Annotated in this window: 19 protein-coding genes; 5 read left to right on the forward strand and 14 right to left on the reverse strand. The window is 66.9% G+C overall.

The window, feature by feature from the left end; translation table 11 throughout:
* Window positions 1-106: 106 nt before the first annotated feature.
* Together AC5Y4H_RS02405 and gltB are read right to left on the reverse strand one after the other, a co-directional pair.
* On the reverse strand, window positions 107-1,573 hold the full coding sequence (locus tag AC5Y4H_RS02405) for a glutamate synthase subunit beta (protein ID WP_499978284.1): 1,467 nt from the start codon (window positions 1,571-1,573) through the stop codon (window positions 107-109).
* A complete protein-coding gene (gene gltB, locus AC5Y4H_RS02410; RefSeq protein ID WP_499978286.1) occupies window positions 1,566-6,149 on the reverse strand; it encodes a glutamate synthase large subunit in 4,584 nt (1,527 codons plus the stop codon). The genes AC5Y4H_RS02405 and gltB overlap by 8 nt, the downstream gene beginning before the upstream one ends.
* Before the next feature lie 642 nt (window positions 6,150-6,791).
* Between gltB and AC5Y4H_RS02415 the strand changes: the two genes are divergently transcribed.
* Window positions 6,792-8,063 (forward strand): MinD/ParA family ATP-binding protein, encoded by a 1,272-nt coding sequence (locus AC5Y4H_RS02415; protein WP_499978287.1) that lies wholly within the window; start codon window positions 6,792-6,794, stop codon window positions 8,061-8,063.
* On the opposite strand, the gene sigI is transcribed toward AC5Y4H_RS02415, so the two are convergent.
* On the reverse strand, window positions 8,060-8,917 hold the full coding sequence (sigI, locus tag AC5Y4H_RS02420) for an RNA polymerase sigma factor SigI (protein WP_499978289.1): 858 nt from the start codon (window positions 8,915-8,917) through the stop codon (window positions 8,060-8,062). The genes AC5Y4H_RS02415 and sigI overlap by 4 nt on opposite strands.
* Before the next feature lie 111 nt (window positions 8,918-9,028).
* Between sigI and AC5Y4H_RS02425 the strand changes: the two genes are divergently transcribed.
* Window positions 9,029-9,880 carry an NmrA family NAD(P)-binding protein gene (locus tag AC5Y4H_RS02425; protein WP_499978291.1) on the forward strand — a complete coding sequence of 284 codons (852 nt, stop codon included), beginning with the start codon at window positions 9,029-9,031 and terminating at the stop codon, window positions 9,878-9,880.
* 1 nt (window position 9,881) lies between these two features.
* Window positions 9,882-10,322 carry a nitroreductase family deazaflavin-dependent oxidoreductase gene (locus tag AC5Y4H_RS02430; RefSeq protein ID WP_499978292.1) on the forward strand — a complete coding sequence of 147 codons (441 nt, stop codon included), beginning with the start codon at window positions 9,882-9,884 and terminating at the stop codon, window positions 10,320-10,322.
* A 3-nt stretch (window positions 10,323-10,325) separates the two neighbouring features.
* On the opposite strand, the gene eccA is transcribed toward AC5Y4H_RS02430, so the two are convergent.
* From eccA to AC5Y4H_RS02485, 11 genes are all read right to left on the reverse strand, one after another.
* Window positions 10,326-12,167, reverse strand: coding sequence for a type VII secretion AAA-ATPase EccA (eccA, locus tag AC5Y4H_RS02435; protein WP_499978294.1), 1,842 nt, complete (start codon window positions 12,165-12,167; stop codon window positions 10,326-10,328).
* Window positions 12,168-12,298: 131 nt separating this feature from the next.
* The gene (gene eccE / locus AC5Y4H_RS02440; protein ID WP_499978296.1) at window positions 12,299-13,909 is read right to left on the reverse strand and encodes a type VII secretion protein EccE; all 1,611 of its coding nucleotides are present in this window, start codon (window positions 13,907-13,909) and stop codon (window positions 12,299-12,301) included.
* Entirely contained in the window at window positions 13,906-15,513 is a 1,608-nt protein-coding gene (gene mycP2, locus AC5Y4H_RS02445) for a type VII secretion system ESX-2 serine protease mycosin MycP2 (protein ID WP_499978611.1), read from the reverse strand. Before mycP2 ends, eccE begins: the two co-directional genes overlap by 4 nt.
* Before the next feature lie 41 nt (window positions 15,514-15,554).
* Entirely contained in the window at window positions 15,555-17,084 is a 1,530-nt protein-coding gene (eccD, locus tag AC5Y4H_RS02450; RefSeq protein WP_499978299.1) for a type VII secretion integral membrane protein EccD, read from the reverse strand.
* A complete protein-coding gene (locus AC5Y4H_RS02455) occupies window positions 17,081-18,106 on the reverse strand; it encodes a MinD/ParA family ATP-binding protein (protein ID WP_499978302.1) in 1,026 nt (341 codons plus the stop codon). The genes eccD and AC5Y4H_RS02455 overlap by 4 nt, the downstream gene beginning before the upstream one ends.
* A 154-nt stretch (window positions 18,107-18,260) precedes the next feature.
* The gene (locus tag AC5Y4H_RS02460; RefSeq protein ID WP_499978305.1) at window positions 18,261-19,091 is read right to left on the reverse strand and encodes an ESX secretion-associated protein EspG; all 831 of its coding nucleotides are present in this window, start codon (window positions 19,089-19,091) and stop codon (window positions 18,261-18,263) included.
* 106 nt (window positions 19,092-19,197) lie between these two features.
* Complete coding sequence (locus tag AC5Y4H_RS02465) at window positions 19,198-19,485, reverse strand: WXG100 family type VII secretion target (protein ID WP_007771836.1); 288 nt, start codon at window positions 19,483-19,485, stop codon at window positions 19,198-19,200.
* A gap of 51 nt (window positions 19,486-19,536) precedes the next feature.
* A complete protein-coding gene (locus tag AC5Y4H_RS02470) occupies window positions 19,537-19,851 on the reverse strand; it encodes a WXG100 family type VII secretion target (RefSeq protein ID WP_040630553.1) in 315 nt (104 codons plus the stop codon).
* A 97-nt stretch (window positions 19,852-19,948) separates the two neighbouring features.
* Window positions 19,949-21,133 carry a PPE domain-containing protein gene (locus tag AC5Y4H_RS02475; protein WP_499978308.1) on the reverse strand — a complete coding sequence of 395 codons (1,185 nt, stop codon included), beginning with the start codon at window positions 21,131-21,133 and terminating at the stop codon, window positions 19,949-19,951.
* A 33-nt stretch (window positions 21,134-21,166) separates the two neighbouring features.
* Window positions 21,167-21,478, reverse strand: a complete 312-nt coding sequence (locus AC5Y4H_RS02480) for a PE domain-containing protein (RefSeq protein ID WP_067351724.1) — start codon at window positions 21,476-21,478, stop codon at window positions 21,167-21,169.
* Window positions 21,479-22,029: 551 nt separating this feature from the next.
* Complete coding sequence (locus AC5Y4H_RS02485; RefSeq protein WP_499978612.1) at window positions 22,030-23,358, reverse strand: sensor histidine kinase; 1,329 nt, start codon at window positions 23,356-23,358, stop codon at window positions 22,030-22,032.
* 220 nt (window positions 23,359-23,578) lie between these two features.
* On the opposite strand from AC5Y4H_RS02485, the gene AC5Y4H_RS02490 reads away from it, so the two are divergent.
* Both AC5Y4H_RS02490 and AC5Y4H_RS02495 read left to right on the forward strand, forming a co-directional pair.
* The gene (locus AC5Y4H_RS02490) at window positions 23,579-24,181 is read left to right on the forward strand and encodes a TetR/AcrR family transcriptional regulator (protein ID WP_499978613.1); all 603 of its coding nucleotides are present in this window, start codon (window positions 23,579-23,581) and stop codon (window positions 24,179-24,181) included.
* A 28-nt stretch (window positions 24,182-24,209) separates the two neighbouring features.
* Window positions 24,210-25,421 carry an acyl-CoA dehydrogenase family protein gene (locus AC5Y4H_RS02495; protein ID WP_499978313.1) on the forward strand — a complete coding sequence of 404 codons (1,212 nt, stop codon included), beginning with the start codon at window positions 24,210-24,212 and terminating at the stop codon, window positions 25,419-25,421.
* The last annotated feature ends 43 nt before the right edge of the window (window positions 25,422-25,464 follow it).

Genomic DNA, 25,464 nt, shown 5'->3' on the forward strand with positions numbered 1-25,464 from the left:
CCCCGTGTGAGCGGGCTCACAACGGGTTATTAGACACCTGCCCTCTGGCAAACAGTGGGAGACTCGCCGAACAAAGTCGGCCGTGTTTCTCGTGTGACTGGTGTTACTACTGAAGCGGTACGGCGGTGGGCTTGACCGGCGCCGGCAGCGCAGTCGTCCCCATCAGGAATCGGTCCGCCGCGGCTGCGGCGGCCCTGCCCTCAGCTATCGCCCAGACGATCAGCGACTGGCCACGACCCATGTCGCCGGCAACGAAGACGCCCGGTACCGACGTGTCGAAATCGGCGCCGCGGGCGACGTTGCCGCGCTCGGTGAATTTCACCGCGAGGTCGGTGAGCAGGCCCTCCTTCTCGGGACCGACAAATCCCATCGCCAGCAACACCAGGTCGGCCTCGAGATCGAACTCGGACCCCTCCACCTTGACGAACTTGCCGTCTTGCATCGTCACCTCGTGCGCCTTAAGCGCCGTCACGTGACCGTCTTCGCCGACGAATTCCTCGGTGTTGACCGAGAACACCCGCTCGCCGCCTTCCTCGTGCGCCGAGGACACCCGGTACATCAGCGGGTAGGTCGGCCACGGGGTGGACGGCGCGCGCGTCTCGGGCGGGCGCGGCATGATCTCGAACTGGTGGATGACTTTCGCACCCTGCCGGTGCGCGGTGCCCAGGCAGTCGGCGCCGGTGTCGCCGCCACCGATGATGACGACCTTCTTGTCCTTGGCAGTGATCGGCGGCTCCCCGTCGGGCCCCACCACGTCGTCACCCTCCTGCACGCGGTTCCCCCACGGCAGGTACTCCATCGCCTGGTGGATGCCGTCCAGTTCGCGGCCGGGGATCGGCAGATCACGCGCGGCGGTGGCACCTCCGGCCAGCACCACGGCGTCGAAATCGGCACGCAGTTGCTCGGCGGTGATGTCGACGCCGACCTTGACCCCGGGCCGGAATTCGGTTCCCTCGGCCCGCATTTGGTCCAGCCGGCGGTCGAGGACGCGCTTTTCCATCTTGAATTCCGGGATGCCGTAGCGCAGCAGCCCACCGATGCGATCGGCCCGCTCGAACACGGTGACCGTGTGCCCGGCGCGGGTGAGCTGCTGGGCGGCGGCCAGGCCCGCAGGCCCGGAACCGACCACGGCGACCTTTTTTCCGGTCTTCACGTCCGGCGGCAACGGCCGCACCCAGCCCTCGTCGAAGGCCTTGTCGATGATCTCCAGCTCGATCTGCTTGATCGTCACCGGATCCTGGTTGATGCCGAGCACACAGGCCGGCTCGCACGGCGCCGGGCACAGCCGCCCGGTGAAGTCCGGAAAGTTGTTGGTGGCGTGCAGGCGTTCGATGGCATCGCGCCACCGGTCCGTGCGCACCAGGTCGTTCCATTCCGGAATCAGGTTGCCCAGCGGGCAACCGTTGTGGCAGAACGGAATACCGCAGTCCATGCATCGGGTCGCCTGCTCGCGCAACGTCTCGTTGTCGAACTCTTCGTAGACCTCGTGCCAGTCGCGCAACCGCAGCGGGACAGGCCGACGCTTCGGCAATTCCCGATGCGTGTATTTCAGGAAGCCGCTCGGATCAGCCATGCGCGGCCGCCATGATCGCCTTGTCGACATCCACGCCGTCGCGTTCTGCTTCGGCGATGGCCTGCAACACCCGCTTGTAGTCCCGCGGCATCACCTTGGCGAAGTGCCGCTGGTGTTGCGACCAGTCACCCAGAATCCGCTGGCCGACAGCGGAATCGGTGGCATCAACGTGTGCCTGAATCATGCCGTGTAACCACTCGTAGTCATCTTCATCCAAGCTCTCGAGCTCGACCATCTCAGCGTTGAGATTGCCTGGGAATTCGCCCTGCGGATCGTATACGTAGGCCACGCCGCCGGACATGCCCGCCGCGAAGTTGCGGCCGGTGCGACCGAGAACGACAACCTTGCCGCCGGTCATGTATTCGCAACCGTGGTCGCCGACGCCCTCGACGACGGCGTGCGCCCCGGAATTACGGACGGCGAATCGCTCGCCGACGACGCCACGCAGGTACGCCTCGCCGCTGGTCGCCCCGAACAGGATCACGTTGCCGCCGATGATGTTGTCCTCGGCGACATAGTCCTGGGGGGCGTCGTCGGACGGCCGAACCACGATCCGGCCACCGGACAGGCCCTTGCCGACGTAGTCGTTGGCGTCGCCGTAGACGCGCAGCGTGATGCCACGAGGGACGAACGCACCGAAGCTGTTGCCCGCCGAGCCGTCGAACGTGATGTCGATGGTTCCGTCCGGCAACCCTTGTCCGCCATAAGCTTTGGTGACCTCATGGCCGAGCATGGTGCCCACCGTGCGGTTGACGTTGCTGATGGTCGTGGAGAACCGCACCGGCTTTCCGGAGTCCAGCGCCTCGCGGCTCATCACGATCAACTGCTGGTCCAGCGCCTTGTCCAGACCGTGGTCTTGGCGCGAGCTGCAGTACAGGTCCTGGTTCATGAACGCCGATTCCGGCTCGTGCAACACCGGGGCCAGATCCAGCCGGTGCGCCTTCCAATGGGCCCGAGCCAGCGTCATGTCCAGGGAGTTCACCTGGCCGACGGCCTCGTTGATCGTGCGGAATCCCAACTGCGCCATGTATTCGCGAACCTCTTCGGCGATGAACATGAAGAAGTTCTCGACGAATTCGGGCTTACCGGTGAAGCGTTCGCGCAGCACCGGGTTTTGGGTGGCCACCCCCACGGGGCAGGTGTCCAAGTGGCAAACCCGCATCATGATGCAGCCGGAGACCACCAGCGGCGCGGTGGCGAAGCCGAATTCCTCGGCGCCGAGCAGCGCCGCGATCATCACGTCGCGGCCCGTCTTGAGCTGGCCGTCGACCTGGACCACGATGCGGTCACGTAATCCGTTCAGCAGCAACGTCTGCTGTGTCTCGGCCAGCCCCAGCTCCCACGGAGCCCCGGCGTGCTTCATCGAAGTCAGCGGGGTCGCGCCGGTGCCGCCGTCGTGCCCGGAGATCAGCACCACGTCGGCATGGGCCTTCGACACGCCCGCGGCGACCGTCCCGACGCCGTTCTCGGAGACCAGCTTGACGTGCACCCGCGCGGCCGGGTTGGCGTTCTTCAGGTCGTGGATCAGCTGCGCCAGATCCTCGATGGAGTAGATGTCGTGGTGCGGCGGCGGCGAAATCAGGCCGACGCCGGGGGTGGAGTGGCGCACCTCGGCAACCCACGGGTACACCTTGTGCCCCGGAAGCTGGCCGCCCTCACCGGGTTTCGCACCTTGGGCCATCTTGATCTGAATGTCGGTGCAGTTCGTCAGATAGTGCGACGTGACGCCGAACCGCCCGGAGGCGACCTGTTTGATCGAGCTGCGCCGCCAATCGCCATTGGGATCGCGGTCGAACCGCTTGACGTCCTCGCCGCCTTCACCGCTGTTGGACCGGCCACCCAGGCGGTTCATCGCGATTGCCAGCGTCTCGTGCGCCTCGGCGGAGATCGAGCCGTAGCTCATCGCCCCGGTCGAGAAGCGCTTGACGATCTCGCTGGCGGGCTCCACCTCTTCCACGGGAATAGGCGGATTGACCCCGGCCCGGAACTTGAGCAGGCCGCGCAGCGACGCCATCCGCTCGCTCTGGTCGTCGACCAGACGGGTGTAATCCTTGAACACCTTGTACTGGCCGGTGCGCGTCGCGTGCTGCAGCTTGAAGACGGTCTCGGGGTTGAACAGGTGGTACTCGCCCTCGCGGCGCCACTGGTATTCCCCGCCCACCTCGAGCTCGCGGTGGGCGCGCTCGTCCGGGCGGTCCAGGTAGGCCAGCGCGTGCCGGGCGGCGACATCGGCGGCGATGTCGTCCAGGGTGACGCCGCCGATGGGACAGCTCAAACCGGTGAAGTACTCGCTGAGCACGTCTTCGGAAATGCCGACGGCCTGGAACAACTGCGCGCCGGTGTAGGACGCCACCGTCGAGATGCCCATCTTGGACATGACTTTCAGCACGCCCTTGCCGGCGGCCTTGATGTAATTGCTCAGCGCCTTCTTGCGGTCGATACCTTCGATCACGCCGCGATCGAGCATGTCCTCGATGGACTCGAACGCCATGTACGGGTTGATCGCCGCGGCACCGAAGCCGACCAGCGCGGCCATGTGATGGACCTCGCGGGCGTCACCGGTTTCCACCACCAGGCCGACGTGGGTCCGGGTCCGGTCGCGCACCAGGTGGTGGTGCACCCCCGCCACCGCGAGCAGCGACGGGATGGGCGCCATCTGTTCGTCGGATTCGCGGTCGGACAGGATGATCACCCGCGCGCCGTCAGCGATCGCCGCCGACGCCTGCGCGCGCACCTCCTCGAGCGCGTTGGCCAGGCCGGCGCCGCCCTCGGCGACCGGGTACAGGCAGCGAATCACCTTAGAGCGCATGCCATGCGGGCGACCATTGACCTCGTCATCCGGGTCGAGGTTGATCAGCTTCGCCAGCTCCCTGTTGCGCAGGATCGGCTGTGACAGCGCGATCTGGTGACACGAGCGCTCGGTCGGCGTGAGCAGGTCGCGCTCGCCGCCGGTGGTGCCCTGCAGGCTGGTCACCACCTCCTCGCGGATGGCGTCCAGCGGCGGGTTGGTCACCTGCGCGAAGAGCTGCTGGAAGTAGTCGTAGAGCATCCGGGGCCGCTGCGAGAGTACCGCGACGGGGGTGTCGGTGCCCATCGACCCGATCGGCTCGGCGCCGCTGCGGACCATCGGCGCGACCAAGAGGTTGAGTTCCTCGTAGGTGTAGCCGAATATCTGCTGGCGCTTGACCAGTCGGTCATGGGGCATCCGCTTGTAGTTGCCCTGCGGCAGGTCGTCGAGCGGGACCAGGTTCCTGTCCAGCCACTCCTGATACGGGTGCTCGGCGGCCAGCTCCGCCTTGATCTCCTCGTCGGAGACGATGCGGCCCTGCGCGGTGTCCACCAGGAACATGCGGCCGGGCTGCAGGCGCATGCGACGGACCACCTTGGCCGGGTCTAGGTCCAGCACGCCGGCCTCGGACGCCATGACCACCAAGCCGTCTTCGGTGACCCAGATTCGCGAGGGGCGCAAGCCATTACGGTCGAGCACGGCGCCGATGATGGTTCCGTCGGTGAACGTGATCGACGCCGGGCCGTCCCACGGCTCCATCAACGAGGCGTGGTACTGATAGAACGCCCGTCGCGCGGGGTCCATCGTCTCGTTGCGTTCCCAGGCCTCGGGGATCATCATCAACACCGCGTGGGCCAGGCTGCGCCCGCCCAAGTGGAGGAGTTCGAGGGCCTCATCGAAACGCGCGGTGTCGGACGCCCCCGGCGTGCAAATCGGGAACAACTTCTCGACGTCGGCTTCCGCCCCGAAAACGTCGGTCTTGATCAGCGCCTCGCGCGCACGCATCCAGTTCTCGTTACCGGTGACGGTGTTGATCTCACCGTTGTGCGCGACGCGACGGAACGGGTGTGCCAGCGGCCACGACGGGAACGTGTTGGTGGAGAACCGGGAGTGCACGATGCCCAGCGCGCTGGTCAGCCGATCGTCTTGCAGGTCAAGGTAAAACGCCTTGAGCTGTGGAGTCGTCAGCATGCCCTTGTAGACGAGGGTCTGACCGGAAAGGCTTGGGAAATATACGGTTTCGCGCCCGGGCCCATCCTGGCCAGGACCCTTGGTGCCCAGTTCGTGCTCGGCGCGCTTACGCACCACATAGGCGCGGCGCTCCAGCGTCATGCCGGACGCGCCCGCCATGAATACCTGCCGGAAGGTCGGCATCGCGTCACGGGACAAGGCGCCGAGCGACGAATCGTCGATGGGCACATTGCGCCAGCCCAAGACCGTCAGGCCCTCGGCTTCGGCGATCTTCTCCACCGCGGCACACGCCGTCGCGGCGTCCTTGGACGACTGCGGCAGAAACGCGATGCCGGTGGCGTAACTACCCTCGGGGGGCAACTCGAAGTCGACGACCTCGCGAAGAAAGGTGTCGGGGACCTGAAGCATGATGCCGGCGCCGTCACCACTGCGGGGCTCGGCGCCCTGGGCACCCCGGTGCTCAAGGTTCAGCAGCGCGGTGATTGCCTTATCCACGATGTCGCGGCTACGACGGCCGTGCATATCGACGACCATGGCAACCCCGCACGAGTCGTGCTCGAACGCGGGGTTGTATAACCCGACGCGCTTGGGCGTCATATGCACCTGACCCTTCACCTGAACGTTCTGTGCGGCCGTTACCAGCGGCCCCGACGAGGTCGCACCCGGAGGTTGCGGGCTAGAACTCCTTCGGCCTTGTCTCGAGGGGCTGTGCCCCAGGCGGAGATGATCCTGTTAGGGATGTCCGTGCAGCATTGAACGGCGGCCTGGAACCTGTCTCGACAAGTCGTAAAACGATATGACAATACCCGCCTGACATGCCAACTTCGTCAAGTCTAACCGCCAGTCGGCGGCGTCGTAAATTTCGCTGCCGCCGCTGATGCGCAATTGTGCCCACCCCCGGTCCGGGGCCGCGGAATCCTTTGGTAGCTGCGGGTGCTCCGAGAATTCCTGGTCCGGGTCCGCCCCTTTCGGCGAGTTTGCTGGCGAGCCCGGTGAGCCGGTCGGTGATGTTGCTGGGCGCCGGTATGAGCGTGCTCAGCGCCCAGCCGGGTGCGTCACGGCGGTCCGTAGCCGCGCGAGGCCGAGTTTGCAGGTTCGCGCATACGACGCGACGGGAGATACTGGACAGAATTGGTCACAACCGGCGTCGCAGGTTGGACGGTGGCGCTTATCACGTAATACGTTCGTCGCCGCCGGCCCATCGGCGCGACGATCGACCCCCCGGCACGCGAGGAGCCCATGAACGAGCGCGACGAATTCCTGCGGGACCGTCTGCAGCCCGAGCGGCCGAGCACCCCGGCGCAACCGTCCGGTCCCTCCTCGCGGCAGCCGCAGCCCGCGCCCCACGAATCCCGGCCCGCCACTCCTCCGGTCGCCCAGCGGCCAGCCCCCCCGCGGCCGCCATCGGCTCCGCCGCCACCACCGGCCCGTCCCCCCGCGCCACCGCAGGGCTGGTCACCGGCGACGCAGTCGGTTCCGGCCGCCCCGTCGTCGTTCCGGTCGCCACCCAGGCAGCCGAATCGTCCCGCTCCTCCTGCCGCCCCACCGCAGGCGCCCCAGACGGGACCGCAACCCGATCTCCAGCAGGGCGGCGGGGAGCTGGCCGAGCGCGGTTGGCGACGCGTCTTGCGGCTGGCCACCTTCGGGCTGATCAAGCTGGGCCCGTCGCCCGCCCAGCAGCAGGAGGCCCAGTTCGAGGCGGCCATCCGGACCCGCCTGTACGGCAACTACAAGGTCGGCGTGCTGGGCAAGGGCGGTGTGGGAAAGACGTCGGTGGCCGCGAGCGTGGGCTCACTGCTTGCCTCACTCCGCCGCCAAGACCACGTCGTGGCGATCGACGCCGACACCGCGTTCGGCCGGCTCAGCAGCCGAATCGATCCGGCATCGACGGGGTCGTTCTGGGAACTCACCGCCGACAAGAACCTTCGCTCCTTCGACGATGTGGTGGCGCGGCTTGGCCGCAATTCCGCGGGCCTTCACGTGCTCGCCGGCGAACCGGCGTCGGGCCCGCGCCGGGTGCTCGATCCGGCGATCTACCGGGAAGCCGCGCTGCGGCTGGACCGCCATTTCACAATCTCGGTCATCGACTGCGGTTCGACGATGGACTCGCCGCTCACCCAGGAAGTCCTGCGCGACCTGGATGCGCTGATCGTGGTGTCTTCGCCCTGGGCCGACGGCGCATCCGCCGCGGCGCGGACCATGGAGTGGCTGACCGATCACGGGCTGAGCACGCTGTTGCAGCGCAGCATCGTGGTGCTCAACGATTCCGACGGGCATGCCGACAAACGCACCCGGGCGCTGCTCGCTCGCGAATTCACCGATCACGGCCGCCCGGTCATCGAGGTGCCGTACGATCCCCACCTCCGGCCCGGCGGCGTCATCGACGTGGCCCACGAGATGGCGCCGGCCACGCGTCGCAAGTTCCTCGAGGTCACCGCGACCATCGCCGGCTACTTCGCGGCCCGTCCCGACGGCACGAAAGATTCGCGCCCGACGGAAAAGAAGAACTAAGCCCGCGCCGAGGGGTCGGCGACGGCCTCGATCTTGCACACCCGGGATTCGCGGATCGTCAGCACGATGACGGCGAACAGGCGGCGCTCGCTGAAGGCCAGCAGCACCGGAGCCCCGGCGGGACCACTGACCAGGGTCACGTCCGGCCACAGGTAGCGCAACAGGTTGGTGGCCACGGCATCCGGCCCGTGGTTGATCTGCGGTGGCGGTGGCGGGTCGGAGAGGACCGTCCCCACGCCCCACACCGTCGGGTCCAGGACGGCGGCCAGCCCTTGCAGGTCGCCGTTCGCGCATGCGGTGATGAATTTTTCGGTGACCAACTGGTGCTCCGCCGGTGCGACGTCGGTCAGGTTCGGTTGTGCGGCATGAAATTTGGACCGCGCACGCCGGGCCAGTTGACGGCAGGTGCCGACCGGACGGCCCACGGTCTGTGAGATCGACTCGAAGGGGACACCGAATACGTCGTGCAGCACGAAGGCGACCCGTTCACCGGGACTGAGCCTGCGCAGTACTTCGAGCAGCGCGGTGCGAATCTCGTCGTCGAGGGTGACGCGGTCGGCTGGGTCGAATTGGCGCGGTGCCGGTCGTTCCTCGACGTCGCCCGGGCGTTCATACCGGGCGCGGGCCGAGCGCACCTGGTCGAGACAGAGGCGGCTCACCACCACGGTCAACCAGCCACGAACGTCCTCGATCTCGGTTGCGTCGGCGCGTGAAAGCCGCAGAAAGGCCTCTTGCGCAATGTCTTCCGCCTCGCCGATGTCACCCAGCATCTGGTAGGCGAGATTGACCAGGTACGGGCGGTGGCGACGCCAGGCCTCGCTGACCTGGTCGCTGGCTGACTGCGACTGCTTCATGGCTCTTCGACGAACTGCTAGGGCAAAAAGTTACGGGGTTTGCGATGTAACTTTCCCACCTTTTGTCCCGTCGTTTCAGCAGTGCAAGAAGTTCACGGAAGGAAGCCCCTCATGACCATCGTCGTCACCGGCGCGACCGGCAACGTCGGACGCCCACTCGTCGCCGAACTACTCGCCGCCGGCGCCCGGGTTCGGGCGGTCACCCGACAACCGGCGCCGGCCGGCTTTCCCCCGGGCGTAGAGGTGTTCGGTTCGGCCGCCGACGCGTTGTCGGGTGCGTCCGCGATGTTCCTGAACTCGCGGGCGCTGGCCGGGCAATTGGAAGACGTGGTGGCGCAATGCGGGCGGGCCGGAGTCACCAAGCTGGTCGCGTTGTCAGCGATCAATGCCGACGACGACGACGCCAGGCAGCCGTCCCGGTTCCGCGGCGACCGCAACAGGGAGGTCGAACGTCTGGCGGTCGACTCCGGCCTGGCCTGGGTGAGCCTGCGGCCCACGGTGTTCGCGACGAACTTCGCCGGCATGTGGTCCGCGCAGATCCGCGCCGGCGACGTGGTCGCCGGGCCGTACGCCGCAGCGTCGACCGCGCCGATCGTCGAGGCAGACATCGCGGGCGTCGCGAGGCATGCGTTGCTCTCCGATGAACTTGTCGGACAACGGATCCCGCTCACCGGGCCCCGGGCGTACACCAACGCGGAACTGGTCGAGGTCATCGGCGGCGTCCTGGGCCGGCCGCTGCAATACCGCGAGATCCCCACCGAGGCGGTGCGGCAACGGTTTATCGGGTTGGGGTTCGGCGCCGGATTCGCCGACGCCTACATCGCCATGCTCGGCGAGACGCTCGGCAGGCCCGCACTGGTCACACACGATGCGGAGAAGATCCTCGGCCGTCCGCCAGTTTCGTTCGCGCACTGGGTTTCCGAGCACCGTGGCGTGTTCGACAACGAGAAAGTAGGAATCTGAGATGGCCGATCCGCGTCCCCCGCGCTACCTCAAGCCGATGAACAAGTTCATGATGGCGGTGCAACGGCTCGGGATTCCAACCGGGCCCGCAATGGTGCTCACCGTGCCTGGCCGCAAGTCGGGTCAACCACGCAGCACCCCGATGACGCCCTTCCATTTCCAGGGCGGCCTCTACGTGGTGGCCGGTTATCCCGGCGCCGACTGGGCCGCGAATGCCCGCGCCGCGGGCGTCGGCACGCTCAGCCGTGGCCGGCGGTCGCGGTCCGTCCGGATCGTCGAACTGTCCGCTAAAGAGGCCCGGTCGGTGCTGCGGGCGTTCCCCTCCGAAGTTCCGGTCGGTGTGGCGTTTGCGAAACGCTCGGGGATGGTGCGCGACGGAACAGCCGACGAATTCGAAGCGCTGGCGGGGCGTCTCGCCGTGTTCCGCTTCGAGCCGGCCTAGCCGTCACCAGACGATGGCCGCCATGTCGCGGTTGTCGGAACAGACGCTGCGCACCGCGGCCTGCAGGTCGGCTGCGGTGATGATCTGCAGATCCTCCACGGTCACCGGCTGACCCGCGCGCTTTTGTGCGACCACTCGGGTGTCACGAAAGCCCTCGGCGCGTTCGACGACGTTGCGGGCGAACCTACCGTTCTGCATGGCGTCGATGCCGTGGCGTCCGCCGGGAGTGGTGTAGTTGCGGATGGTCGTGGCCGCGTCCAGGAAGGATTCGCGCGCGCCCTCGTCGAGCAGGCTGGCGCGTGGCGTGGCGTACCGGTGCGCGATCTCGACGATCTCCGCCGGCGAGTAGGACTCGAAGCGGAGCTTGCGGTTGAACCGGCCCGCCAAACCCGGCTTCACGGTGAGGAACGCATCCACCTGGTCCTCGTAACCCGCGCCGATGAAACAGAAATCGAACCGGTGTACTTCCAGCGCAACCAGGAGCTGGTTGACGGCCTCCATGCCGATCATGTCGGGTGTGCCGTCCTGGTGACGTTCGATCAGGGAATAGAACTCATCCATGAAAATGATTCGCCCGAGCGACTTTTCGATCAGTTCGTTGGTCTTGGGCCCCGACTCGCCGATGAAGTGGCCACAGAAATCCGACCGGCGCACCTCCCGGATCTCGGGGTGCCGCACGATTCCCATGCCGGCATAGATCTTGCCCAGGGCTTCGGCGGTAGTCGTCTTACCCGTACCGGGCGGCCCGACGAGCAGCATGTGGTTGGTCTGGCCCTCCACCGGCAGGCCATGCTCGAGCCGCATTGTCCGCACTTCGAGTTGGTCTTCCAGCGCAGCGACGGCTTCTTTGACCGCAGCAAGTCCCACCTGCTTGGCCAACAGCTTTCGCCCCTCGGCCAACAGCTCCGCGCGGCGGCCGGTGGCGGCGTCGTCCTCGAGTTCGTCGCGGCTCTTGGCCGACGAGGCGTCCCAGCGGTCGGTGCGGCTGCGGATGGTTTGCTCGTCGGTCACGACCAGATGCAGGTTCGGGTCGGCCAGGGCTTCTTTGGCCGCCTCGGTCAGGACCCCGTTGATGGTGGCCTTGGAAAGCCAGACCTGGGCCTTGTCCTCCTCGCGCAGCTGCCGGTGCGCCATCCCCCGCACGTAGGCCAGATCGGCGACGAGCAACGGGATGTCGGCCGGCCCGATCGATGCCGTCAACACATCGGAGTCGAAGCGTGACGACGACTGGGTGTGCCCGATCACGTCGACGCGGTCCAGCCAGTCCAGGGCGACCCGGCCCTGCCCGAGGTGGGCGGCCGCGTGAGCGGCCAGCGCGCAGATCGACGCCGTCACAGCCGACATCACGATGGCATGGGCGGGCAGCTCCTCGGCGGCGGCCAGCAGCACGTCCGGCCAGCGTTGCGTGCGGTACATCAAAAACGTCCGGGCCAACTGATGCCACTGGTAGTTCGTCCACGAGTCCAGCAGGTCAGGGTTGGCCAGCAACTTGTCGGCCTCGGCGTACTCCCCGGCGATCGTCAACGCGGACGACAACGCCAGCCCGACCTGTGACGCGTCGGTGACGGTGATGCCGATATAGGGGCCGAGCTGGATCTCCGCGGCCAGTGTCTGCCCGATACGCGTGGTCTCGCGGTGTAGCCATTCGCTGGTGACGTAGAGCTGTCGCAACGAGGCCAGGTCGTTGTCACCGCACGCGATGCGCCCCAGCCACGCGTCGGCCATCGACTTGTCGGCGTCGGTGGCAGCAACGAACTCAGGTAACGCCGCCGCCCGGCCCTGTCGGCTCTTGATCGCCATGGCACGGTCGAAATGCCTTCGGGCTGTTTGCAAATCACCCATCATGTCCCCCATCACAAGCACCGCGACTCCGGGCGCCGAGGTTATGGGCTGCCCCCTTCGGCCGAGTCGAGTTGTCGCCGCAACCGGTGCGTGCGCTCATCACACTGTGTCTCAAAACTTGCCTTTACGACCTGCTATGTGCCGACCGACATGCTCACCGGCTCGAGACTGACGTAGCGATTCTCGGCGCGGAACATGTCCATCTCGACAAGCCAATCCTGCCCTGCTGCACTGACGTTCACCACCGCCGGGCTGATCTGCTCGATGATCACCTCGAAGCCGTGCCGTTGCCCCTCGGCGAGGCTGGCCCCCGCGGGTGCGACGGTGATCACGGTTGCCGGTCGCGGCGTGGGTGAGATCGCCGCCTCGATACCCAAGCCTTCGCCCGCGCCAAGGGCGTTGCCCCGCCGCGCGGCGTACTCGACGACGCTCACCGTGGTCCGTGGTGCGGGACGCGAGCTGCTCACGACGCTGATCTCCGGCATGCGCACGCTGAGCCAGCGCGACATGTCACGGGTGTGCACGCAGACCCGCTCGCCGGCACCGGCGGTGCGGATCACCAGCCGCTTGGCAATCGGGTCGTCCGCCGCCACGAACACGCGCGACAACTCGCCGGCATCGGTAATCGGCATCAGCAGCCGATCGCCGTTGCTCAGCTTGCCGATCAGCACCCCCGACGGTCCGATCTCGCTGACGAGTTGTGCGGGCAGCGGGCTGCGCCGAATGCCGCGCAGGTGCGGGAGGGGACCGCACATGTTCGCGGCCGCCGCCGCTGCCTGCTCGCCGTTGAGCCGGCGCAGGATCACGCTGGGCGGCGTCGGTGCGGGCGTCGGCGTGCGTACGGTGATCGTCGCGGTGCATTCGGAGTTCGGGAACACGGTGACGTTCTGGATGACCTCGTCGGCGCGCAACGTCCACGCCTGCGAGAGGTTGCGCGACGTGATCGCCTCCGCCGGATATGCGTAGGTGGTCATCCAACCCGCTTCCCCGCGGATGGCCCTCCATCTCTGCACGTTCCCCGACACCGCGTCCCGCCCCAGCCGGCGATCGAGCTCGACGAGGTCGGTGGCGGTGGCCACCTTCGCCCGCAATCCTTGGCAGCGCAACGATCCCGCGATGCGTTGCGCGATCGAGATGGCGGCCGCGCCGACGGTGGTGCGCCAGAAAAGTGCTTCGGCGTTGTCGATCACCGCCAGCCGCATGATCAGCCATGTCTCGCGCCGGCCCGCGTAGGGGGGCGTTCCGATCTCCGAGTCGTACACCCGCGGAAAGTCCCCGGTGGTGCCGTGCCGAGAACCGATGGTGACGACGCTGATCGAATCGAGCTGCAGGCCCAGCGCCTGGTGCAGCATCGGCACCAATTCGACTATGTCGAGCACGTTTTCGGTCTCGACCGTCACCGAGCCGGTCACCATGGTCGGTCGATGGCCCCTGCCGAGAAGCTGCACCGCGACCACGGCGACGCCGTCTTGCACCCGGACACCACCACCGGATCGGTTGTTGGCCACGGTGATCGGGGCAGTCCAGTCGACCGGACGCCGACCCCGCCGCCACAAGACGGCCCACGACCACGCCGGCTGACCCCACCAGCGCACGAAGGTCAGCACGATCCCCACCACCACGGCGACAGCCGCGCCGATGTAGCCGCCCGCAAGCCAGCCCGCGAGTGCGAGAACGAACACCACCCACACGCCGACCACCCGCCGGTTGCTGCCGCGGGTGAACCCGGTCAAGTCCGGCCTCATCGAGCCCTCCGCAGCCGCGCCGCGATTGCGAACACGAGGATCCCGGCAGCCACGAATCCGACGAATCCGATCGCGATGTTGCGTGCCCGGTGGTCGGGCGGCGGGGGCGGCGGCGCCGGGGTGATGACGCGGCTTTGCGCGCCAGGGGGCATCCGCTCGCCCGGCGGGATGTTGAAGGTCAGCGCGGCGACGGGGTCCACCAACCCGTATCCGACCTTATTGTCAACGCCCGCAGGCGGATTGTGCGCCGACTGAACGATTCGGTTGATCACCTGGTGCGCGCTGAGGTCCGGGAATTTCGCCCGCACCAACGCCGCGACGCCGCTGACGTAGGCCGCCGAGAAACTGGTTCCCCAGAAGGGCATGTTCTTCTCGCCCGGCCGCGACGGCGGGTAGGCATTGACGGGACCGCCGCCTTGGGGCGACAGGCCCATGATGTGGGTTCCCGGCGCGGCCACGCCGACCCAGGGACCCGACATGCTCTTGTCGAGCGGGGCACCGCTGGCGTCGACGGCACCCACGGACAGGACGTAATCAGAAAACCACGAGGGCGCCGAGACGATCTTGACCTGATGCCAGTCCCGGGGATCCGAGGGGTCCAGCGGGTCATAGGTCGGGTTGTTGTTACAGCCGGCTTCCCCGTCGTTGCCCGCGGCCGCGACGATCACCGCGTCCTTCGCGGTGGACGCGTACCACAGGGCGGCGCCCAGCGCGCGCTGATCGGCCGGGGAGGCGGCCGGCAAGCACGCGGTGACCGAAACGTTGATCACCTTGGCCCCCATGTTCGCGGCGTGAACCACCGCGCGCGCAACCGAATTCAGCGTTCCGGCCTTGACCTTCTCGTCGGAGTAGGGATCTCCCGGCGGCGGGTTGACCGGTTCGAAGGCGCGTGACGATTGGCGGATCGAGATGATGGTCGCGTGGGGGGCCACCCCCACGACCCCGTCGGGCGCTCCGGGGGGAAGCGGCGGTACCGCGGGTTCGTCCTCGGTTTGCGGGTCGGCGGGGCCGTTGGATGCGGCGGTGGCACCGCCTCCTTCCGGCGGCGGTGGCGGCGGGGGCGGTGGCGGCGGCGGGAGGACCTGGGTGATCGTCACCGGCGGCGGCGGGGGCGGGGGTGCCACCGGGGGCGGGACCTCGACCGGTGGGGGCGGTGCGCCGGCGGCCGGCGGCGGACCGGCCGGCGGAGGGAAGGCCGGAGTGGCGGGCATCGGCCGCGGCATCGGCAAAATCCCCTGCGGCGCAGCGCCGATGATCGAGCTGACGATCGTGCCGTGGGCGTCGCAATCCGACAGGCCGTCCTCGCCCATGATGTAATCCCCACCGGGGACCACCGGTAGCCGCGGGTTCGGAGACACCCCGGTGTCGATGACCGCGACGGGAACACCGTTGCCGGTGCTGTATTGCCAGGCCTTCGTGATGTTCAGCAAGTTGAAGCCCGGGGCCAGCTGAGCGACGTCGGGATTTCGCACGGTGATCGGGGTCGAGCAGCTGTTGGCGCGGCGCATCGGCTGGTCGGGTCTCGGCGGCCCGTCCGGCGGAACCATCCCCGGATCCACCGAGGGCGGTGTGATGGCAAGTGCGGCGGGGATATCAGCTGACATCGCTACCAGGGCGACGGCGGCGGTGACCACCGCGGCCCTTTTCAGTGGCGAATCCACGTGAAGAGCCCTCCCAAGGCTGCCGCAGCTGGTAGCAAGACGATGAACGCGAGCACTTCCACCCATTCCACCGTCAACCGGATGAATGGCCGGAACCTCATGGTCGGCACCAAAAGTGCTGCGGCCAAACCCAACCCGGCGAAGATCGTCACGGTCACCACCGGCCACATCAAGCCGGGTATGGCATCTCTCGGCGCGGCGACGGCATACTTGACCACCCCCACGCACACCGCGGCCGACGCCCCGCACACGAGCGCGATGGCCTGATATTTGGCGGCGAATCCGCGCCCCTGCGTGACGAAGATGCCCACCACCAGCCCGGCGACCACCAGCGCCAACCATGCCCACTGACGCCCAGGCGTCAACACGCCCCATACCGCCGCGGGCAGCACTATCGACACCCCGGCGCACAGGCCCACCTGGACCGCATTGACCAACCGCGCCGAGGCGGCGATCGCGGCGCCGCGCGCGGTGATGTCGGTCAGTTCGTTGTCCTCGTCCTCTGATTCGTCCTCGCTGACCGGAGCCACCGTGTCGACGGGCATCCCCTCGCGCCGGGCGAACAGGTCCCGGCCGGTGATCGATCCGAAGTGCGGCGGTCGGACCCGCGCCACCCACAGCGCGATCAGTGGGGCCATCCGTACCAGGACAAGCAATCCGACCAGCACGCAGACCGCCAGCACCTGGGCCGAAGCCGGCCGGAACATGCGCACGGCCGCCACGGCGGCCAGAAGCCCGCAGACCGTCACCACCGCGGTGACCACCGCTGTCTGCCAACGGTTTCGAGCGGTCACCCCGATGGCGATCGCACCCAGGATCACCACGACCGCGCCGATCAGCCCATGGGCGGCGGAGAGCACACCGGGGGGCGCGCAGGCACCGGCGGTGGCCAGCGCCAACACCGCCAGCCACGCGAATCCACCGAACAGGTCGCGGCGCCCTCGCCACCCCCGTCGCACCACCAACGTGGCAACCACGAGCAGGGCGCCGACGACGCCCGCCACCGCGGCCGGGATGGGGCCGTCGGTGAATGTCCTTGCCCGCAGTGTCAGGGCCACGACGACCCCGACGGCCATCGCGATCACGGCGACCGCGGTGTGCGCGGCCGTCAGCGGCGTCACCGGCGCGAACATCCGATCGCCGCCGTCGCGGCCCAGCCACTTGCCCATGGCTGCCAAACCCGTTGACAGTGACTCGTATTGCGGTTCGAACGACTCACCGTCGACCCGCGGCACCAGCACCAGGGTGTCGCCATCCTGAACACCGAGCTCGTCGAGGCTCTTGTTGATATCGAGCCGGACGCCGTTGATCTTGTGGAGTTCGTAGCTGCCCGCGGGCAATGCGATGCCGTCGAAACCTTTGCGCTTCAGGTCGGCATCGAAGAGCTCCACCATTCCCTCGAAGAATCCCTCCATAGGGATTCCGGCCGGAAATACCTGGGAGCACAGATGCTTCTCGTAAGAAATGTTGACCGCACAACGCGCCGGGAAGGCGACCTTATGCGGCGCTGTCACGGCACCGACCGCTCGGCGTCAGGAATATATTTGTCCGCCAGCCCGGCGGTGATTTCGAAGAGGCGTAGTCGCGACTTCTTTTTCAGTTCGTGAACCGTATCGATGATGCCGCCTTTGGCGAGATGGGGGTCAAACGGCAGCACTTCGACCGTCGCCCCGACCTTGGTGAACCGCTCGGTCAAGTAAGCCAGCGCGTCCTTATCCGTGATCTGGTCGGTGTGGTTCACAATCACCGTGCTGCGGGACACCAACTCGTGGTAGCCCTGCGAACGCAGGTAATCCACCGCGCGCAGCACCGGGCGTGACCGGTCCGCGGTGATACCGGAGACGAACACGAGGGTGTCGGTGTTTTCCAACACCGGCTTCATCACCTCGTGTTCGAGGTCCGGGGACGTGTCGACGATCATCACCGTGTGGGTGCGCCGCAGCCGCGAAAGCACCCCGGAGAACATGGCGGGCACCAACGGCCTGGGCTGGTCGGAGGCCCGGTTTCCAGCCAGGACATCAAGGCCAATGACGTTCTGTCCCAGATGTTCTCGAATATCCGCGTACCCCTGGACATCGGTGTCGTTGATGATGGCGGTGTAATCCCCGGGCGGTGACTCGTCGATGCGGTCGGCCAGTGTCCCGAAACCCGGGACGGCGTCGATCGCAATGACGTTCTGCGGGCGACATTCCCGGAACACACCCCCGAGGCAGGCCACGAGCGTGGTGACGCCCACGCCGCCCTTGCCGGACACGACCGTGATGACGTATTGCCGTCGAATATGCCGCCGGATGCGATTCTGCAGATCTCGGTAGTGCCGTTCACGCGGGGATTCGCCGGGATTTATTTGATGAAAAGATATGGAGTAAATGAATTTCCGCCAGCCCGACCCCGGTGGAATTTTCCGCGGGGCGGCCAGATCGGTAATACGCATTGTGTCGGATACCGAATCCGGGAAGTTGCTGGCCCCTGACGGATCCCCCCGTCTGAGCGCTCCTTCGTCCGACATATTCGGGTCATTCCAAGGGCTCGTCACGACGCGATGCTAACACGGTTGGCGATACCGCGTTTACCCCGTACAAAAACGGTCGCAGTGTGACAGACGTTGCTATTCCAAGACTTTGGTTATCTAAGTGACTTTCGCTTCCGCGGCGCCCCTTACGTTTTGCTTCCGATAGCAAAGCGCAGCGTCATACCACTCGCCGATACGAGTGCCACTCCTCGCCGGCGGGCAATCGACGGATGAGCCGTTGAATCGCTCCGCCAATGTCGGTGCGTGAGCCGGGCGAGAGGATCTGGTATTGACGCTGCCCCGAAGCGACACTTTCGATGCAGATCCGTCCCGCGGGGGTGTCGACGATGGAGACCGTCGAATCGCCGACGGCAATTCGCGCCAATTCGTCGGGCCCGACGCCGGCCTGCAAGCCGACGATGTTCGCGTGCGCGGACCGCGCGGGATCTGCGGCCGCCAGGACCATCTGTAGCTGGTCGGCGTCGAGGCGCTGTTCGAGCAGGAATGTACGCAGGCTGGCGGTGTCGCGCACCGAGTTCAGTAACTGCTCGGTGTCCAGGGTGACCGGCTTCAGCGGTGCCGCCTCGGCCACGCCGCACAGTCTCTCGATCTGACCCACGAGCAGGTCGCTGGCCGAGGCTTCATTGCCGGCCGTCCCCGCGGGATACAACCGCACCATGTCACCGTGGCGTTCCAAGACCACCCACCACGTAGCAAAGCGGCAGATCGACGCACGCGTCGGCTCGCGGCCCGGAACCCCGATCATCACCAGCAGTCCGAGGTCCCGTCGCAACAGGACGGTCAGCCACTCACGAATCATGGGGTCGACGTTGCCCGCCTCATCGAGCGCACCGGCCGCCACCAACTCGGCGGCCGCGGGGTGGCTCCGCGCGCGCTCCGGGGTGTCCAGGCGCGGCAGCATCGGCCGCAGCCCCAATTCAGGGCAGGTCTGCTCCACCCCGGTGAGCGCCTGCAACACCCACAAGCCGTCGACCGTCGTCGTCAGCATGTCGCCTCGCCCTCGGTGAGTGAGACCGTCGATCGGTGGATAGCAGACCAAAGGTGGGGCACACGCGCCCGGCGCATCTGCCCCACCTTCGCTTGGTCAAGCGGACTCAGAACAGGCCGGCGATGTGCTGGTCGGTGCTGAGCGCATTGTCGAGCACGTGGGATGTCGTCACGCCGTGCTGGCGGATGGTGTCGATGAGACCCTGCAGCCCGGACAGCATCTGTGCCTGCGCCTCGAAGAAGCCCGATGCGCCGTGGCCGGCGAAGAATTCTTGCAGGGCGTGGGTGCGGTTGGAGGTGTCATCGAAAATCGACTGCAACTGGCCCGCCCGGGAGGCGACGTCGGTGGCGAAGTCGGCGACGGCTCCGGGGTTATAGGTGATCGGGTCGGACATCGTGAAGTTCCTTTCAAAAGACCATTGATGGAAATGCGAATGAGTGGATGGTTAGGAGCCGTGGCCGCCGAATAGCGCGCTGAAGGCGTGGGAAGAATCCGCCTCGTGGCCTTCCATCAAGGCCGCCGCCTTCGTAAGGCCTTCGGCCAGACGCGTGCCGCCGGTCAAGACTTTGTTCAAGTCGTTTTGAACTTCGATGGCCGTCGCGTGTGACGCCGTCACCGCCGAACCAGACCAGGTGGACGGGTTCATCACGTTTTCCTGATTCGCGACGTATCCCTGGCCGATCCCGATCGCGTGCTCCATGTTCGCCTGAATGGCGTTGGAAGCATCGCGAAGCATTTGCGGCGTTACTTTGATTGTCACGGAATTCTCCTTCTCCGGTGGGCCGCCCCCCGTGTGGGCATGAAGCGAAGTGTATGGCGGCTAATTAGACCTGTCGATTCACCCTTCACCAGTGGGTTCACACCCGGGCATCGACGACCCGCACGGTCGCGGGCTGGTCGGCCTTGTCACGGGAGCCGCGGTCGCTGCTTCCCGCCCCGTGCCCCACCGGCATACCGCCCATCGGGGCACCACCCCCCGTCGTGGTCTGCGGTCGCATGGCCTCGGCGCCCAACGCGCCGGCGGGCCGCAGCCCGACCGGCCGGCCACTGGTTGGGGGCTCGAAGGCGCTGACGGGGCGGGTGAAACTGGTTGCGGGCATGCCCGCCCCGCCCAGGGACGCGCCGCCGCCGGCACCCGCCTCCGCCGCGGAGAGTCCGGTCGTGGCCGAGACCGCCGACACCGCCGGCGTCGCCCCGCCCATGCCCAGGGCGCCGGGATTGGCGAACATGCCCATCAGCGGCTGAACCATCTGCATCGGAGCCTGCATCATCTGCATCGGAGCCTGCATCACCTGCGGGATCGCCCCCATCAGCTGTTGAGCCGGCTGCATCAGCGTGCTGGCCTGATTCATGAAGTCCTGCCCACCCGAGGCGGCCTGGCCGGTCCCCTGCACCCCCGTCTGTGCTCCCTGCATGGCGGCGCGCATGCCGTCGCCGGCTCCTTGTTCGGCCGCCGACTCGCCAATCGCCGCCGCCGCTTGCGCGGGCGCGGCCGGCGACGCACCCATGGACGCGATCGGCGGAGGGATGGTGAGGCTTTGCGACAAGGCCGTCAGGATCGTTCCGTAACTGGCCCCGACGGCGGAGTTGTTCGGCCACATCGACCCGAAGTACTCGAGCTCCAGCGACGTGATGCGTGGGGTCAATGCGCCGAGAACCAGCGGGTTGATGCCGTAGTCGGCGGCGGTCTCGGTGCGGTTGCCGATGCATTCGGGAGCGGGACGCATCGAGCCGTACGCCATCTGATACGCCGAGACCGCGGTCGACACCACCGCCGGCTTCACGTCGACCCAGCCCGCCAGCCCGTGCAGCGACGCGTTCAGCGCGGTCGCGTTTGCCGCCGAAGCCAACGAACCCGAGCCCGTCCAGCTCGCCGACGTTGCGACGGTGTTGATGGTCGACGCGATGCTGGAGCCGTGATGGGTGGCCGCCAAGGCGGTCCAGGCGGCCTGGTTCGCCAGGTGAGTGATGACGCCGGCCCCCGCCTTGAGCAGCATGTCGTTTTCCTCAGGCGTACGCGCAGCCCATCCCGGATCGGCCATGCGTACTTTCCCCCTTTGTCAAGTCGCCGGGATCTAGGCCCCGATTGCCATCGTCAGGCTGCGCATGAGCTCCGTGACGACGTACGTGCTCGAGGCGATGCTCTGAGTGCCCGCGAACAGGCCGCGCTGGGCGGCGTGCTCAGACACTACGCCCAGGTAGCTACCGCCGCAGGCGTTGAGCGCCGCCGCAAACATGGCCGAGTCCGGGTCACCGCCCATCGGCAGCACACCGAGCAGAACAGGCGCGGCCGCCGAAGCCGCTGCCTCGGTCTCCGCGCTGATCGCCGACTCGGCACCGGCCGACGCGAGAACCGCCTCTGACTGTACGGACGTGACAGGACCCATGATTTCCCTCCGAACGCTCAACCCAAATCCTGGGGCCACAGTGTAATGGGATTTCGTTGATCTTGTATTCACTCCGCCCGGGACGGACTTAGGGCACGGAATTTCGTCAAGCCCGGCCGACCTCGCGCGTGAAAATGCTGGATTACCAAAAGGAGTCGATGACAAACCTCAGTGGCCACTGGAGACTCGGCAGTCACAAAAGTACCTCCGTCACCTGACACGGCGATCAGGTCATAGCGCTTTCAGGAAGCCCCGAATCGCGGCGGCATACGGCTGAGCGTTTGGTGCCGAATGGTAAGAACAAAAAGTCCACCATAATTGCCGGGCCTTGGGAAACGAGCGGTCAACTATCGCGGCACCCATTCGAAGGACGCGGCCACGTCGGGAATGCACCGGCGATCGACGCCGCACAAATGAACAACCGAGATAAACGAATCGGGTACACGCACGGCTTGTTTTGGGCATTCCGATAGGAAACCCGTCCCGGGCATCAAAGAACGGCTCTTCGAGCGCGTTATGCGCGCGATGGCGGCGGCACAAGCGGCCCGCCGCTAGGCCGGACCACGCCCATCGCCGGCCAGCCGCAACAACAATCGAGTGCCACCGAGCGGGCTGGTCTGCAATGCCGCTGTGCCGCCATGCAATTCGGCCTGTTGGGCGACCAGCGCCAAGCCCAGCCCCGAGCCCGACCGTGAGGCCGTCGAGCCTCGGGCAAACCGCTCGAAGACGGTGGCGCGTTCGGATTCCGGAACCCCGGTGCCGTCGTCGTCGATCGAGATCTCCACGCCCGCACCGGAGCTGCCGACGGTCAGCAAGATCTTGCGGGCATTGCCATGCTTGACGGCATTGGCGATCGCGTTGTCGATCACCAGCCGCAACCCCGTGGGCAGTCCGATCATCAGCACGGTCGGTGAGGGCACCAGCGAGACGTCCACATCGGGGTAGATGCGCAGCGCGTCGTGCGCGGCACGGTCCAGCAGCTCGGTGATGTCGAACGGGACGAAGTCGTCGACGGTTGTCAGCTCACCCTGGGCCAACCGCTCGAGCGCGGTCAGCGTCCCCTCGATGCGGCTCTGGGTGCGGATGACGTCGCCGATGACCTCGTGGCGCTGGTCGAGCGGCAGATCCAGGGTGGACAGCACCTCCAGGTTGGTGCGCATGGCGGTCAACGGTGTGCGCAGTTCATGGGAAGCGACCGCCGCAAAGTCGCGGGCCGACTCGAGCGCGGCCTTGGTGCGCTGCTGCTCCTTGCCGATGCGGGCCAGCATCCCCTCGACCGCTTCTGCGATCTCCACGGCCTCGCGCACGCCGCGAACCTGGACCTCGTCGGGACTCGACTGGGCGTTGATCGCCCGGGCCTGCTGGGCCAGCAGCAGGAAAGGATTGACCATGATCAACGAGATCACCCAGCCCACCACGACGGTGCCGCCGATCACGCTGGCACAGATCAGCAACACCCGCAGGTGTAATTCGTTGATCCGATGCTGAGCTTCGGCCAATGGAGCCGCGAGTGCGATGGAGGCCGGCCCCGCGGTGAAGGTCCTGACGCGGTACTGCACACCGTTGATGGTTGTGTTGGCGTAACCGTCGGGAAGCCGCGGCAACACGATGCTGCTGGGCACCGACACGGTCACCCCGCCGATGCGGGCGGTACGCACGAGGTTGCCATCCGGGGCGGGCCGGTCCGCACCGGTGCGCTCCGCGTTGTTGAGCAGGCTGCTGATGTCGCCCAGGCTGCTGACCGAATCGAGCCGCCGATCGAGTTGGCTGTACTGATCGTTGGTTACGCCCACCCATACCCAGGTGCCCAGCAGGACAACGAGCGTCATCACCGATATGGCGGCGACGATCAGGATGGTGCGCAGCGAAAGCACCCGCATCGGCAGCTGCACACGCGGTAGGACGCGGATTTCAGGCTCCTTCGGTGGGTCGCTGACCCTTTGTCAACCAACCTGAGTACAACCCTCGCAGCCGTACCGGTCCGGCAGGCGCGGTGGTGTTTCGCAAGAATTTAACGCTAGCCGCATCGCCTTCTCCGCCGTCACCTGCCAAAACCGGACGAATCTTGCCTTGACCAGGGTGAGTGAGTACTCTCTCACCATGCTCGCCTCCGGACGTGACCGGCTGCTGTCGGCAGCGCTGCGGCTTTTTGCCGCCAAGGGTTACGCGGCGACGTCGGTGGCCGACATCCAGCGGGAATCGGGCCTGGCGCCCGGTTCGGGTGCGCTCTACAAGCACTTCGGCTCCAAGCGCGAGCTTCTCGAGGCAGCGGTTGCGCACCGGATCGACAGCATCGTGGCCGCGCGGGAGGAATACGACGCCGGGCAACCGGGCAGCGTTGAGCGGGCGGTGCGCATCGCCGGGCAGCTGATCTGGAGCAACCTCAAACAGAGCGAGGATCTACTCAAGGTGATGCTGCGTGAACCCGACGAGCTCGGTGATCTCGACGAAAAGACGTGGCAGGTGATCACCGACAACGCCTACCAGCGCTTCGCTGACGAGCTGGTGGCGTCGAACCGGTCCGGCCGCACCAGCATTCCCGATCCGGAAGCGGCCGCGGCCGTCGCCATCGGGTCGCTGTCCTACGCCGCGACTCTGCAAGCGCTGACCGGTCGCCTGCCCGGCAACACCGACGAAGAGCGGTATTTCGAGGCGTGGGTCAAGCAAACGGTCAGCGTCCTCAAACAGTACAGAAACCGTTAGTCTCCCAACCTATTTCAGGAGCACAACTGTGACATTTTCACTACAACTCAGCGACGACGTGATCGAGGTGCGCGATTGGGTGCACAAGTTCGCGGCCGACATCATCCGTCCGGCCGCGGCCGAATGGGACGAACGGGAGGAAACCCCGTGGCCGGTGATCCAGGAAGCCGCGAAGGTCGGCCTGTACTCCCCCGACTTCTTCGCGCAGCAGGCGGCCGAGCCGACCGGCCTGGGCATGCTGACGGCGTTCGAGGAGATGTTCTGGGGTGACGCCGGCATCGCGCTGTCCATCATGGGCACCGGCCTGGCCGCAGCGGCGTTGGCGGGCAATGGAACTCCCGAACAACTGGGGCGCTGGCTGCCCGAAATGTTCGGTACGTCCGACGAGCCCAAGCTGGGCGCCTTCTGCTCCTCTGAGCCCGACGCGGGTTCTGACGTCGGCGGCATCCGCACCCGGGCTCGCTTCGACGAGGCGACCAATGAGTGGGTGCTCAACGGCACCAAGACCTGGGCCACCAACGGCGGCATCGCCAACGTGCACATCGTGGTGGCTTCGGTCCATCCCGAACTCGGCACCCGCGGCCAGGCCAGCTTCGTCATCGGTCCGGACACCAAAGGTCTGGCGCAGGGACAGAAGTTCAAGAAACACGGGATCCGAGCGTCGCACACCGCCGAGGTGGTGCTCGACAACGTCCGCCTGCCCGAGGACGCCATCCTTGGCGGGCGGGAGAAGTTCGAGGCGCGGATCGCCCGGGTCAAGTCCGGCGCCTCGACCGGTGGCCAGGCGGCCATGAAGACCTTCGAGCGCACCCGACCCACGGTCGGGGCGATGGCGGTCGGCGTGGCGCGGGCCGCCTACGAGTACGCACTCGACTATGCCTGCCAGCGTGAGCAATTCGGCCGCAAGATCGGCGAGTTTCAGGCGGTGGCATTCAAGCTGGCGGACATGAAGAGCCGCATCGACGCGGCCCGCTTGCTGGTGTGGCGGGCCGGCTGGATGGCGCGCAACAACCAGAACTTCGACTCGGCGGAGGGTTCGATGGCCAAGCTGGTCGCGAGCGAGGCCGCGGTCTACGTCACCGACGAGGCCATCCAGATCCTGGGCGGCAACGGCTACACCCGCGACTACCCCGTGGAGCGCATGCACCGCGACGCCAAAATCTTCACCATCTTCGAGGGCACCAGCGAGATCCAACGGTTGGTGATATCGCGGGCGGTGACCGGCCTGCCCATCCGTTAGCGGCCGGGGGTTCGACCGAGCCCACGCCCCGCGCACGACATGA

The sequence above is a fragment of the Mycobacterium sp. NGS58 genome (assembly GCF_059812385.1).